The organism is Gorillibacterium sp. CAU 1737 (assembly GCF_039888655.1).
Classification (GTDB): domain Bacteria; phylum Bacillota; class Bacilli; order Paenibacillales; family NBRC-103111; genus Gorillibacterium.
Window position 1 is genome coordinate 194678 of the sequence record NZ_JBDQQO010000008.1, and the last position, 12777, is coordinate 207454.

The 12777-nt window shown below is 58.8% G+C and carries 12 protein-coding genes; 4 read left to right on the plus strand and 8 right to left on the minus strand.

Going from position 1 to position 12777, the window contains the following annotated elements:
• Positions 1-12: 12 nt before the first annotated feature.
• The 7 genes from hemG to AAFN83_RS17270 form a co-directional block, all read right to left on the minus strand.
• A complete protein-coding gene (hemG, locus tag AAFN83_RS17240) occupies positions 13-1497 on the minus strand; it encodes a protoporphyrinogen oxidase (RefSeq protein ID WP_347771580.1) in 1485 nt (494 codons plus the stop codon).
• The gene (gene hemH / locus AAFN83_RS17245; protein WP_347771582.1) at positions 1490-2482 is read right to left on the minus strand and encodes a ferrochelatase; all 993 of its coding nucleotides are present in this window, start codon (positions 2480-2482) and stop codon (positions 1490-1492) included. Before hemH ends, hemG begins: the two co-directional genes overlap by 8 nt.
• Positions 2479-3564, minus strand: a complete 1086-nt coding sequence (gene hemE / locus AAFN83_RS17250; RefSeq protein ID WP_347771584.1) for a uroporphyrinogen decarboxylase — start codon at positions 3562-3564, stop codon at positions 2479-2481. Before hemE ends, hemH begins: the two co-directional genes overlap by 4 nt.
• A gap of 4 nt (positions 3565-3568) precedes the next feature.
• Complete coding sequence (gene hemB, locus AAFN83_RS17255) at positions 3569-4564, minus strand: porphobilinogen synthase (RefSeq protein ID WP_347771586.1); 996 nt, start codon at positions 4562-4564, stop codon at positions 3569-3571.
• A gap of 84 nt (positions 4565-4648) precedes the next feature.
• Positions 4649-6193 (minus strand): uroporphyrinogen-III C-methyltransferase, encoded by a 1545-nt coding sequence (cobA, locus tag AAFN83_RS17260; protein ID WP_347771588.1) that lies wholly within the window; start codon positions 6191-6193, stop codon positions 4649-4651.
• Positions 6190-7164, minus strand: a complete 975-nt coding sequence (gene hemC / locus AAFN83_RS17265) for a hydroxymethylbilane synthase (protein ID WP_347771590.1) — start codon at positions 7162-7164, stop codon at positions 6190-6192. Before hemC ends, cobA begins: the two co-directional genes overlap by 4 nt.
• Before the next feature lie 102 nt (positions 7165-7266).
• Positions 7267-7923: a precorrin-2 dehydrogenase/sirohydrochlorin ferrochelatase family protein gene (locus AAFN83_RS17270; protein ID WP_347771591.1), complete on the minus strand. Its 657-nt coding sequence runs from the start codon at positions 7921-7923 to the stop codon at positions 7267-7269.
• Between the two features lie 153 nt (positions 7924-8076).
• On the opposite strand from AAFN83_RS17270, the gene AAFN83_RS17275 reads away from it, so the two are divergent.
• The 4 genes from AAFN83_RS17275 to AAFN83_RS17290 all read left to right on the plus strand — a co-directional run bounded on the left by AAFN83_RS17275 (position 8077) and on the right by AAFN83_RS17290 (position 12620).
• Entirely contained in the window at positions 8077-8763 is a 687-nt protein-coding gene (locus tag AAFN83_RS17275) for a response regulator transcription factor (RefSeq protein ID WP_347771593.1), read from the plus strand.
• An 11-nt stretch (positions 8764-8774) separates the two neighbouring features.
• Positions 8775-9803 carry a sensor histidine kinase gene (locus AAFN83_RS17280; RefSeq protein ID WP_347771595.1) on the plus strand — a complete coding sequence of 343 codons (1029 nt, stop codon included), beginning with the start codon at positions 8775-8777 and terminating at the stop codon, positions 9801-9803.
• 113 nt (positions 9804-9916) lie between these two features.
• Positions 9917-10690: an ABC transporter ATP-binding protein gene (locus AAFN83_RS17285; RefSeq protein ID WP_347771597.1), complete on the plus strand. Its 774-nt coding sequence runs from the start codon at positions 9917-9919 to the stop codon at positions 10688-10690.
• The gene (locus AAFN83_RS17290) at positions 10662-12620 is read left to right on the plus strand and encodes an ABC transporter permease (RefSeq protein ID WP_347771599.1); all 1959 of its coding nucleotides are present in this window, start codon (positions 10662-10664) and stop codon (positions 12618-12620) included. Before AAFN83_RS17285 ends, AAFN83_RS17290 begins: the two co-directional genes overlap by 29 nt.
• Before the next feature lie 73 nt (positions 12621-12693).
• Here the strand turns inward: AAFN83_RS17290 and AAFN83_RS22135 are convergent, their stop codons facing one another.
• Positions 12694-12774 (minus strand): IS3 family transposase, encoded by an 81-nt coding sequence (locus AAFN83_RS22135; protein ID WP_481810520.1) that lies wholly within the window; start codon positions 12772-12774, stop codon positions 12694-12696.
• Positions 12775-12777: the final 3 nt, after the last annotated feature.

Sequence of the window (12777 nt, forward strand, 5' to 3'; positions counted from 1 at the left end):
GATTGATGGAACCTATTTCGTCAGCCGGCCGCTGATCCCTGCTTTTCTCAGCTGGGAAACGGCCTCTTCCGCGGTTTCCTTCCCCTGCTGGACGCAGTCTGGCAAGCCCACGCCAAGATAAGCGGCTCCCGTCAGCCATACGCCGGGCATAACCTGGGCAAGCTCGTTTCGAGCCGCACGGACGTTGCCGAGATGCCCCACCGGGTAGTTGGGCATCGAGCGGTACAGCCGGGTCAGCTCATGGAAAAGAGGCTCCGCTTCAATCTGCAGCAGCTCCTTCACTTCCTCGCAAACCCGTGAAACGATCTCTTCATCGGTCAGCTTCACCCAATCCTGATCACCCGCCCGCCCTACATAGCAGCGAAGGAGAACCTTACCGGAAGGCGCGGTGTTCTCCCACTTCAGCGAGGTCAGGGTGCAGGCGGTGATGAACCGCCCTTCCTTGCGCGAAATAACAAAGCCTGACCCGTCGAAGCCAGGCGGGACATCCTCCTCACGGAAGGCGAGCACCACATTGGCCACCGAAACATAGGGGAGCTGAGACAGCTTGACCAGTCCCGGAAGATGCGGAAGCAAGCCCGGATACTCATACGTCGGCAACGTCACGATGACGCTGTCTGCCTCTAAGAAGTCTCCGCGGTTCAAGTGAACACGGTACTCGGTTCCGTTCTCGGTCTCCGTCTTGTTCTCATGCGATTCAACCCGCACAGCAAACGTCTCTCGATGAATGGTGGTCCCGGCATCGGCGAGAGCCTGATTCAGCCCCTCAATGATGGTGCCGAGCCCTTCCTCATAGGAGAGAAAGGCGCTGCCCGCACCGATCTTGGGAGCAAGGGAGGCTTGCGCCTTGCTTGCCTCCTGCCAAGCCTGCATGCCTTGAATAACGCTTCCGTACTGTGCCTCCGCCTCCCGGAACTGCGGGAAGGTGGCCGCTAGGCTCAGCTTGTACAGGTCACCGGCATAGATGCCGGCCAGCAGCGGCTCCGCCACGCTCCCCACCATCTCCGGTCCGAGGCGGCGCTCGAGGAAGCCGCCCAACGATTCGTCTCCCTCGGCGGTATTCTTAGGCAAGGTCAAGTCTTCCAGCGCTCTTGCCTTCCCGTCCGGCGAGACAAGTCCGGTTTCCAGGAAGGTCGAGAGGTCGGTCGGGATCCCCAAGACCATCCCCTTCGGGGCGGGATGAAACGCACCCCGATGAAGGAAATAGGCGCGCTTGCCGCGGCTGCCTTGACCGACAAAGCGGCTTTCCAGACCCAGGTCACGCGTCAGGTCGATCATCGGCTGCTTTCGAGTGAGGAAGGAATCCGCACCCTTTTCGATGATAAAGCCATCCTTGCGAAGCGTATGGATCTTTCCGCCAAGCCGTTCACTCTTCTCCAGCACCGTGATCTGGAGCGGCACTCCAGCCTCATCGGCAGCCTGTTTCGCATAGAATGCCGCCGTCAGGCCGGTGATGCCTCCACCGACGATAACCAGCTTTCGTCTCCGTTCACTCACGGCCGCTTCCCCTCCCTGCCATCGGATGCACATCCGACTCTGGCTTAGGCTTCTGAAGGACACGTTCAATTTCCTCCTGCAGCGTCTGCAGGTAAAGCGGATCGGTGTTGAGCGACTCCGTTCGGACAAAGGTGAGTCCCAGCTTATCGGCCGCCTGCTTGCATTCGATGTCCAGGTCGTACAGCACCTCCAGGTGATCGGAGACGAAGCCGACCGGACAAGCCAGGACGTAACGAACGCCTTCCTCCTTCAGTTGGGGCAGCACCTCCAGGATATCAGGACCCAGCCAGGAGACCGCCGTTCGGCCGGCGCTCTGCCAGGCGAAGGACCAGGAGGGCACTTCCGCCGCTTCCGCGATGAGACGAGAGGTAGCGAGCAGTTGCTCCGGATAGGGGTCGCCGGTTGCCAGAATGGAAGCCGGGAGGCTGTGCGCAGAGAACAATACGCGCACCTGCTCCCTGGGGACCCCCGCCGTGATCCAATTCTTCAGTATCGTTTGCACCCGTTCGGTTAAAGCACGAATCAGGTGCGGATTGTCATGGTAGCTCTCGACAAAGCGGATCGGAAGGCCCAGCTCCTCCGCCTTGGCTTTTGCCTGGCTGATATAGCCTCCGATGCTCATTCGCGAGTAGTGGGGAGCCAGCACGATGCCGACAGCTTCGTCCACCTGCGCTTGCTTCAAGGTCTCTACCCCATCGGCGACAAACGGGTAGGCGTGCTTTAGCCCCTGCACGCAGACATAAACGGCATCCTCGCTGTCTTCGTTCAACAGCCGCTGCAGCTGGGACACCTGGCGGTTCGTATGTTCCCGCAGCGGAAAGACCCCTCCGACGATCGCCTCATACCGGGAAGTCAATTCGGCTAACTGCTCAGGGGAAGGGGGATTTCCTCTGCGAATGTGCGTGTAGTAAGCTTCAATCTGATCCAGGCTTTCCGGTGTGCCGTACGACATCACGAGCACCCCGATGCGCCGTTTGCTCCTCATCTCCGGTTACTCCCTTCCTTTTGCGCGGGTTCCTGGCGGTTTGTCGAGAGGGTCTTGCTCGTATAGGAATGAACATAGTCCGTAAGGGCTTTGAGCTTATCCAGCTCGGCTTCGGGAAAAAGTCCGTGGCCCAGGTTGAACACAAACCCCGGCTCCCGCATGCCCTCGTCGAGAATGAGCCGAGCCCGCCCCTCGATGACAGACATCGGCGCCGTCAGCACGTAAGGGTCCAGATTGCCCTGTACCGCAAAGCCGCCCCCGGTGCGCTTGCGTCCTTCCGTAAGGGAGACGCGCCAATCGAGCCCGATAACATCGGCCTTAAGCCCCTTCATGGAAGGAAGAAGCTCTCCCGAGCTGACTCCCGGGAAATAGATTTTGGGGACGTCAAGGTCGGCCAGCTCCGAAAAGATACGTTCAATGGTCGGACGAACAAATCGATCAAAATCTGCCGGTGCGAGCGAGCCGACCCAGCTGTCGAAGAGCTGGAACGCTTTCGCGCCTGAAGCGACATGCGCCCGCAGATAGGCGATGACCATATCCCCCAGCTTCTCCATGAGGGCGAACCAGACCTCCGGTTCTCCATACATCATCGCCTTTGTCCGGCGGTAGCCTTTGGAGGGGCGTCCTTCAATCAAGTAGCTCGCCAGCGTAAAAGGCGCCCCGGCAAACGAAATGAGCGGCACCGTAAGCTCGCGATCCAGGATTTCGATCGTTCGCAGCACATGGCCGAGGTCTCCCTCTACATCGATAGGGCGGAGCGCCTCCACATCGCTTTTGCTGCGGATCGGATTGTGGACAACCGGGCCTACGTCCTTCACGATATCGAAGTCGATGCCAATGGATGCCACCGGGTTCATGATATCGGAATAGAGGATGGCTGCGTCCACGCCGAGCTTCCGCACGGGCATGAGCGTGACCTCAGCCGCCAGCTCAGGTTGGCGACAAATCTCCAGCAAGCTGTAGTTTTTCTTGATCTCGCGGTATTCGGGATCATAGCGTCCCGCCTGCCTCATGTACCATACCGGGATGTGCTCTACTGGCTCCTTGCGGCAGGCTCGAAGAAACGTATCATCAAAAGCCATAGCGTCAGCCTTCCTTCAGCCAGCGAACAACATCTTTGGCATGGTAAGTAATGAGAATATCGGCACCGGCCCGTTTCATGCCGGTCAACGTTTCGAGAACCACAGCGCGTTCATTGATCCAGCCGTTCTGCGCGGCAGCCTTGACCATCGAATATTCCGCACTGACGTTGTAGGCGACAATCGGCAGGTCGAAGTTGTCGCGAACGCTGCGGATGATATCCATATAGGCGAGCGCCGGCTTCACCATGAGCATATCCGCCCCCTCCAGCACGTCGGATTCGGCTTCACGGAGCGCCTCGCGCGCATTGGCCGGGTCCATCTGGTAGGTTTTGCGGTCACCGAACTTCGGAGCGGATTGAGCCGCTTCGCGGAAGGGACCGTAATAGGCGGAAGAATACTTGACCGCGTACGACATAATCGGGATGTGCGAATAGCCTGCTTCATCCAATGCCGTACGAATCGCGTGCACAAAGCCGTCCATCATATTGGAGGGAGCGATGATGTCGGCCCCAGCCTTTGCTTGGGAGACGGCGGTGCGAGCGAGCAGCTCCAGCGACTCATCGTTGTCGATAACAGCTTGCTGCGTACATTCATCGGTATGCACCGCTCCACAGTGGCCATGATCGGTAAATTCGCACAGGCAGGTGTCAGCCACCACGAGAAGCTCGGGGTGCTTGCTCTTGATCACACGTGTCGCACGCTGTACAATGCCTTCCTCATCAAAAGCCGAAGAGCCGATGGCATCCTTCGTAGCCGGAATGCCGAAGAGCAGCACCGCCTGGATGCCAAGCGAAGCCACTTCGTCGATCTCCTCAGCCAGCGTGTCGAGCGAATAATGATAGACGCCGGGCATCGATGAAATTTCGTTCTTCACACCGGTGCCTTCGGTCACAAACAAAGGATAAATAAGGTCATTCGCCGTGAGGGCATGCTCCCGAACCAGGTTGCGGAGCGCGGGGGATGTGCGCAGACGGCGATGACGGACGATTGGAAAACTCACAAGGATACCTCCTAGTACGTATGAAAATGGGGCGGCTCCTTCCCAAGCATGCAGGATTCGGATGCAGGGAAAGGATGCCCGTTGTCATTCTTCCACATGAAGCTCACGAAGAGCCTCGAAGAGCGATTCAACCGTGGCCTGCCTAGACACGACCACGCTCGCAAAGCCCGCTTCTCGCGCAGTCTTCGCGGTGACCGGGCCGATGCAGACCGCCGGGATCTGCAAAGCAAGGTGCAGCAGATCCTCCTCCTGCGCGAGGCCGAGGAGCTGGAGAAAGCTCGTGACGGTCGACGAGCTCGTGAAGGTGACGGCGCTTAGGGCGCCTTCTCTCACGACGCGCTGCAGATCGTCCGCGCTCTCCAGCGCCGGAACCGGCTGGTAGAGGTCGGCCTCGATCACGTCGAGGCCAGCCGCCGCCAGCCCCTCCGGCAGAACGCTCCGAGCGAGCCCGGACCGGGGCAGAAACGCCTTCTGCCCCGCCTTCAGGTGCGGCTGCGCCTCCGTAAGCAGGCTTTCGGCCTGAAACTGCTCGGGCGTCAGGTCGGCCATGATCCCGCGAACGCGGAGAGCCTCCGCGGTTTTGGTGCCGACGGCGGCTACGCGTGCCTTTGCCATCCGGCGAACGTCGAGTCCGAGGCAAGCCAAGCGGTCGAAGAAAAACTCGACGGCGTTGGCGCTCGTAAAGAACACCCAATCGTATTCATCCAGCCGGCGGCAGGCTTCATCGAGCTCGGCGCTGAGCGCGGGGTCCACGGGAGGCTTAAGCCGCAGCACCGGGATCTCCAGTGCCTCGCCTCCCCAGTCGTCGATCTGCTCGGCAAGGCTGCTCGATTGGGTACGGGACCGCGTCACGAGGATGCGCTTGCCGAACAGCGGCTTCTTCTCATACCAGGCCAGCTTGTCGCGCAAGGAGACCACCTCTCCAACAAGAATAATCGCCGGAGACTCCAATCCAGCTTCCTCGACCCGCTCCACGATGGAGGCGAGTGTCCCGGTTACCGTGCGCTGCTCCGGTCGGGTCCCCCAGCGAATGACCGCAACGGGGGTATGATCCGCCTTGCCATGTCGAATAAGCGTCTCGCTGATGAGGCGAAGGCTGGCCACGCCCATCAGGAACACCAGGGTTCCGGTAGCGGTGGACAGCTTCTCCCAGTCGATGCTGGAGTCGGTCAGCTTCTTGCATTCATGCCCGGTGACGATGGCGAGCGACGACGTAAAGTCGCGATGGGTCACCGGGATGCCCGCATAGGCAGGCACGGCGATGGCCGAGGTGATGCCGGGGATGATCTCGAACGGCATGCCGTTCGCCGCAAGCAGCTCGGCCTCCTCGCCGACTCGGCCGAACACGGAGGGATCGCCGCCCTTGAGGCGGGCGACGGTTTTTCCTTGTCGGGCCAGCTCGACGAGCAGCTCGCTGATCGCCTCCTGGCGCAGCGTGTGCCGATCCGGCAGCTTGCCGACGTAAATCCGCTCCGCCTCCGGCTTGGCGTGCTTGAGCAGCGCAGGATTGGCCAAGCGGTCGTAGACGATGGCATCCGCCCGCTCAATCGCCTGCAGCCCGCGAAGCGTAATCAGCTTCGGGTCGCCGGGGCCTGCGCCAACCAGGTAGACCTTCCCGCTTTCGCTCATCCCCCGTCCTCCTTCTCTTCTATAGGGTTCGCCAGAACCTCGGCGAGAATCCGCTCGCCTCCGCGAGCGATAAGCCGCTCCGCCGCTTCTCGGCCAACCGCTTCCGGGTCCGTTCCCGAGACGGTCTCGGTCAGCAGCTCGCTGCCGTCCGGCCGTCCGATCATCCCGGTCAGCGTCAGGCGAGGCGATGTACCATCCGCCGAACCCTCCAACACCGCATGCGCTCCGATCGGCACCTGGCAGCCGCCGTTCAAGCGGCCGAGGAAGGCCCGTTCGGCGCGAACCGCGAGGGCGGTCGGCTCATGCTGGAGCTGGGCCAGCAGGGCCAGCAGCTCGTCATCCTCCGCGCGGCACTCGATGCCGAGCGCGCCTTGGCCGACGGCCGGGATGCACTCCGCAGGCGGGAGGTAGCCGCTGATTCGCTCCGCCCAGCCCATGCGGTGCAGGCCCGCGGCGGCGAGCAGAATCGCGTCATAGTCCCCCGCCTCCTGCTTCTTCAGCCGGCTGTCGATGTTGCCGCGCAGCGGCTCCACGCGCAGGTCCGGGCGGCGGGCGAGCAGCTGCGCCTGCCGCCGCAGGCTGCTCGTGCCGACGAGCGCTCCTGTCGGCAGCTCGTCAAGCCGAGCCGCCCCCTCCGCGATCAGGCAATCCCGCGGATCTTCCCGCTCGGGAATGGCGCCCAGCACAAGCCCGGCCTGCCGTTCAGACGGCACGTCCTTCATGCTGTGCACCGCAAGGTCGATCTCCCCCGAAAGCAGCGCCTGCTCAATCTCTTTGACGAACAGTCCCTTGCCCCCTACCTTGGAGAGGGTGACATCGAGAATCCGGTCGCCTTTTGTAACGATTTTCACGATTTCAAAGCGACAATCCCATCCGTTTGCGCCGCACAGCTTCTTCAGCTGTTCGACGACATGGCCCGTCTGGGTGAGCGCAAGCGCGCTCTGCCGCGTCCCCACCTTGATGGTCCGCATGAATGACTTCCTTTCCGAGCTATTCTAGAATAATTCCATTATACCGAAATTCGAAGAGAAATCCGAATTCTCTTGAAGGACGAGCCCTGCCGCTCCCTTGCATTAGCTACCGGCTTCTTCGCGAATGCGGCGCAGGAAGGTTTCCCGATATACCTCGAAGGTTCCTTCCCGAATAGCAGCGAGCGCTGGTTCTCCAATTGCTGCTTCCTTAAGCAAACGGCGGCGAAGCTCCTTATCCGCCGTTGACGCCTTCACGTGCTCTCGAACCTCGCGCAAGAAGGCGGTATAAGTGGCATAGTCTTCCCCATAACGATCTGCGATCTCGCGGGCGAGCGTCCGCGCCGCAGTCGGGCTGGCCCCTCCGGTCGACACCGCGATGACCAGGTCCCCCCGGCGGACGACGGCAGGAACCGTGAAGCTCCCCTCCTCCGGCTCATCCACGTTGTTGCTGAGGCAGCCCGCTTCCTCTGCTTCGGCACAGACGCTTCGGTTGACGCTTCGATCTCCGCAAGCCGCAAACACGAGCCGGGCTCCGCTCTCGGCAACATCTCCTGTCTGGACATTCCGCTCCTGCCAGAGAATCTTTCCCTCAGCCGCCCAGCCCGCCAGATTTGCCGTGAGAGCGGGAGCCAGCAAGGTCACCTTCGCGCCCGCCGCAAGCAACGAGGCCGTTTTTCGTTCGGCGACCGGTCCTCCTCCGACCACCAGGCACTTGGTTCCGACGAGCTTGAGAATCAAGGGGTACCCCGCCTCTTCCATGCTCTCTTCCGCCTCCTCTCCCATTGCTCTCACGATACCACAAACAATTTGCCGGGTGCACCCTTCCCCGTCGGGACGGACGAAAGTCGAGCTTTAGCTTTCCTTTCGAATCGTGTACCCTGTAGGTTGGATACTACGGAAGGAGGAGCTGTCATGTTCACCCTGCTCCTAGTGGAAGACGATAAGAAACTCGCAGCCATGCTGAAAAAACACCTCGACAATTATGGATACCGCGTCGAACTAGTAGAAGAGTTCGACCGGGTGATGGAGACCTTTCGCGCCGTGAACCCTCATCTGGTGCTGCTCGACGTCAACCTGCCCCGCTTCGACGGCTTTTACTGGTGCCGCCAGCTTCGCACGGAGACGACCTGCCCGATCTTGTTTATCTCCGCCCGCGATGGTCATCTGGACCAAGTGATGGCATTGGAAAACGGGGCAGACGATTATTTGATCAAGCCCTTCCATTACGAGCTGGTCACCGCCAAAGTGGGAAGCCATCTCCGGCGCGCCTACGGCTCCCTCTCCGCCCGCCAGGAAGAGCGCACCGTCCAGGCTGCAGGCCTTCTCCTCTACCCCGAACGGCTCCTCGTGAAAGCAGAGGAAGGCGAGATTGAGCTCAGCCAGAAGGAAGCCCTGCTCCTGCTTGCCCTGATGGAGAGAGCAGGCCGCGTGGTCAGCCGCGAGAAGCTGCTCGACCTCCTCTGGGAGGACCAGCATTTCGTCGACGACAATACACTCAACGTGTATGTAACCCGCATCCGCAAAAAGCTGAAGGAGCTGGGCCGGGAGAACGCGATCGAGACGGTACGCGGAAACGGTTATCTGTTTCTAGCTGAATAGGAGATGTACCCATGAAGCTCTTTTGGAAGGAGCATACGCCGCTCCTCGCCTTCTATACCTTACAGGCACTCTTGATCCCTCTGATGTACGCTCTCCTCGATGTGCGGTTTGACAGCAAGCTTGTCCTTTACGGACTGCTGGTCAGCTTCTCGGTACTCGCGGTCTATCTGATCTTTCGCTACTTCACGCACCGAAGCTTTTATCAGCGGCTTGATCAGGACGAGCTTTCGGAGGATTGGAATCACTCTCTGTTCAAGGAAGAGGACTCCACCCCATTATCGGAAGCGATGAATCGCCTCCTTCTCGAACAGGAAAAGCATTACCGGGACGAGCTGGCTGCGGAAAAAAACCGGATGGAGCTGCACCTGGCCTTTGTTCACCGCTGGGTTCATCAGATGAAAACCCCCGTCTCCATTCTCCAATTGACGGCAAAGGAGCTGGACGACGAGACCGGGGACAGCATCCAGGACGAGCTGGAGCGGTTGAAAAAGGGCTTGCAGATGGTCCTCTATACCGCCCGCCTCGAACGATTCGAGCAGGACTTTGCCATCCGACCGGTACCGCTTGCCCGTGCGGCAGCCCTGGCCGTGAAGGAAAACCGCCGCCTTTTTATACGCAAGGGCGTTCAGGCCAGCCTGCAAATCGAGGAGACCCTTTCCGTCTACAGCGACGAGAAGTGGCTTTTGTTCGTCCTCGGCCAGATTCTCACCAACGCCGTCAATTACTCGGGTGCTCCCGGCAAAACGGTAACCCTCTGCGCCCACGCTTCCCAGGAAGCGGACCGTTCCATCGTGCTGACCATCCGCGACGAAGGCATCGGCATCGACCCGAAGGACCTGCGCCGGGTCTTCGCCCCCTCCTTCACGGGAGAACGGGGACGGGAGTACACCGAGTCAACCGGCATGGGCCTGTATCTGGTCAAGGAAATCTGCAACCGGCTCGGACATGGGGTCTTCCTCTCCTCCGAGCTTGGGAAGGGGACGACGGTCACTCTCCAGTTTTCACGCCCTCCCGATTCCGCAAACCTTACAAAGCTGTAAGGAAACCGTAAGGCAATTCCATAGCAGGCCGTCCGGCGATTTTGTAGACTTGGAGGCAAGACAAGACATCAGCCGGCTTCGTTCGAAACGGCTTGCGAAAGGATGCATACCCCGTGGAAATCTTAAAAGCAACCGCAGTAAGCAAGGTCTATCCGGGAAGAGTAGCCACCCAGGCGCTGACCGATATCCACCTGTCCATTGATCCGGGTGAATTCGTCGGCATCATGGGACCCTCCGGGAGCGGCAAGACGACGCTTCTCAATCTGGTCTCGACCATCGACTCCCCAAGTGCCGGTGAGATTCACATCAACGGCAAAAATCCGCATCGCATGAAACGCAAAGACCTGGCGAACTTCCGCCGAACCGAGCTGGGCTTCGTTTTCCAGGACTTTAACCTGCTCGACACCCTTACTGTTGCCGAGAACATCGTACTCCCCTTGACCCTGGCCGGGAAAAAGCTGGTGGAGATGGACGTGCGGTTGGGGCAGGTTGCCAAACGACTGGGCATCGAAGCGATTTTGAACAAGCGGCCCTACGAGCTGTCCGGCGGACAGCGTCAGCGCACCGCCATTGCCCGCGCCATCATCACCCGTCCCTCTCTGGTTCTGGCTGATGAGCCTACGGGTTCTCTCGATTCCAACTCCTCCCGTGCCGTCATGGAGACGCTTGAGGACTTGAACCGCACGGACCAAACCACCCTCATGCTTGTCACCCACGATCCGCTGGCGGCCAGCTATTGCCACCGTGTCGTCTTTATTAAGGACGGCAAGCTCGCAGGGGAGATTTACCGGGGAGAGAGCCGCCAGGCCTTCTTCCAAAACATCATCGACATGCTGTCGTTTTGGGGAGGGAACGCGAATGAACTTTCCTCAATTCGCCTTTCATAACGTTCGCCGGAACAGCCGCGCGTACATCGCTTATTTTCTGAGCAGTGCCTTCATGGTGATGATCTTCTTCTCCTATGCGGTGTTTCTATATCATCCCGATGTAGCGGTCTCCGAGCTGGGGAAGATGTCGCAAACCGGCATTCGGATCGCCGAGTACATCATCTTTGTTTTCTCGTTTCTATTTGTCCTGTATTCGATCAGCGTGTTCCTGAAGGCGCGCAACCGGGAATTCGGACTCCTCACCATTCTGGGCGCTTCCTCCAGTCAGTTGAATCGATTGATTTTCCTGGAGAACATGATCATCGGCGCCGCGTCCATCGTCACCGGCATGACTGCTGGTCTTCTGCTCAACAAGCTCTTCCTGCTCTTCAGCTCCCGGTTCATCGGCTTGGGCGAGATGCCGTTCTATTGGCCGGGGCAGGCGGTCTTGCTTACCTCCGGTGCCTTTCTCGCGCTCTTCCTGTTCCTGTCTGTGTTCACCCTCTTGTTCATTCGCAAAAGCCGTGTGCTGGAGCTTTTGACAGGAACAAGCCGGCCTAAAAAAGAGCCTCGCGCTTCCCTCCTTCTTTCCTTGCTCACGATTCTTTTGCTGGGAACTGCGCTTTATCTCCTTTACAAAGGGGGCTTTTCTCCTGAAGCGGTGTTGGCTGCTGCGTTCCTCGGAATCACCGGTACGTATTTCTTTTACACGCAGCTCTCCGTCCTGGTTTTTCGCCTGCTTCGCAAAAACCGCCGCCTGTTCTGGAAGCGAACGAACCTGCTGTGGATTTCAGAGTTTGCGTACAAGCTGAAGGACAACGCACGGATGCTGTTCATGGTAACCGTCGCCATCTCGATTGCCTGTATGAGCATAGGCTTGGTCCTCTCGACCCGACATGAGAACGAGCAGCTTTACCGAAACAACCCCTTCGCACTCACCTTTGCCGAGTATTCGCAGACCGAGAAAACCGCAGCTGAGTTGGAAGAGATCGATGCCTTTTTCGCCAAGGAAAACATCTCTTTTCAAAAAGCTACCGTCAAGTCGTTTACGTATCAGATCCAAGCGACAGATAAATATCGCTATGTCGATTTTATGTCCCGCAGCGATTTTGAGAAGCTGTACCCGCTCCTTCCGGCAAGCCAGACGGATCCTGCTCCTCCTGAACCTTCCGGAGGCTGGACCGCCGAGAAAGGCTTGTCCATCAAAGGAAGCAATAACGGTGAGCTAAACACAAGTCGAGTTGAGTTGAAGGACCTCTCCTTGACCCTGCAGTTGGAGGAAGCGTCAATGAAACGTCTCGGCGGCTACCTGTCCAAGTCGAATACGCTCATTGTGGAAGACAGTGTGTTTACGAAGCTCGTCAATCTGCAAAAGAATGGCAGGCTTCAAACCATTCCGGTTACAAAATATCGGGTACCCGCATGGGACAACCTCGGCTACCCAGACGGCGATAACCCGGAAGCCGTGTTCAACAAAAAGCTTATGGATCATTGGGAGGAAAAACCATTGAATCCGGACAGCTACCTGCTCATGCGTGCGGATAACTACCGCTGGGTCAAAGAATCAACGTCGATGATTGGCTTCATCTGCTTCTTCATCTCCGCCATCTTCTCCGTCGCTTCTGCCAGCTTCCTTTACTTCAAGCTGTTTGCAGAGTTGGCACGCGACGGACAGAATTACCGCTCCTTGTCGCGGATCGGGTTATCCGTCCGGGAGATGAAGCGTTCGGTCACCACCCAGATTGCGCTGCTGTTCTTCCTGCCGACCGCCATCTCCACCATTCAGACCTTCGTGGTTCTGCGGCCCATCCTGAAGAGCATCAACATTCCGATCTCCCTGCCTCCGGTGTTGACCGCCTCCATCTTCTTCGCGGCCGCTCAGCTTCTCTACTTCCTCGTCGTTCGGTCTCGTTACGTCCATCATCTGGCTAGAAGAATGGAACGGATCTAACGGGTTGAAGAAAGAGGGTGCCCCATTCTGAACTGCACCCCGTCAAATAGACAGTACAAAAAATAAAAGATTCTTAAGCGGCCTTGACCCTGAATTCCATGGGGCTGAGGCCGTTTAGTTTTGCCTGAAACCGTTCATTATTGTAAAAGTAAATGTA

What these genes read in the sequence shown, in the direction of transcription:
- hemH (WP_347771582.1), bottom strand. Translation starts at nt 2,482, where the DNA reads ATGAGGAGCAAACGGCGCATCGGGGTGCTCGTGATGTCGTACGGCACA.
- hemE (WP_347771584.1), bottom strand. Translation starts at nt 3,564, where the DNA reads ATGGCTTTTGATGATACGTTTCTTCGAGCCTGCCGCAAGGAGCCAGTA.
- cobA (WP_347771588.1), bottom strand. Translation starts at nt 6,193, where the DNA reads ATGAGCGAAAGCGGGAAGGTCTACCTGGTTGGCGCAGGCCCCGGCGAC.
- hemC (WP_347771590.1), bottom strand. Translation starts at nt 7,164, where the DNA reads ATGCGGACCATCAAGGTGGGGACGCGGCAGAGCGCGCTTGCGCTCACC.
- AAFN83_RS17270 (WP_347771591.1), bottom strand. Translation starts at nt 7,923, where the DNA reads ATGGAAGAGGCGGGGTACCCCTTGATTCTCAAGCTCGTCGGAACCAAG.
- AAFN83_RS17275 (WP_347771593.1), top strand. Translation starts at nt 8,077, where the DNA reads ATGTTCACCCTGCTCCTAGTGGAAGACGATAAGAAACTCGCAGCCATG.
- AAFN83_RS17280 (WP_347771595.1), top strand. Translation starts at nt 8,775, where the DNA reads ATGAAGCTCTTTTGGAAGGAGCATACGCCGCTCCTCGCCTTCTATACC.
- AAFN83_RS17290 (WP_347771599.1), top strand. Translation starts at nt 10,662, where the DNA reads ATGAACTTTCCTCAATTCGCCTTTCATAACGTTCGCCGGAACAGCCGC.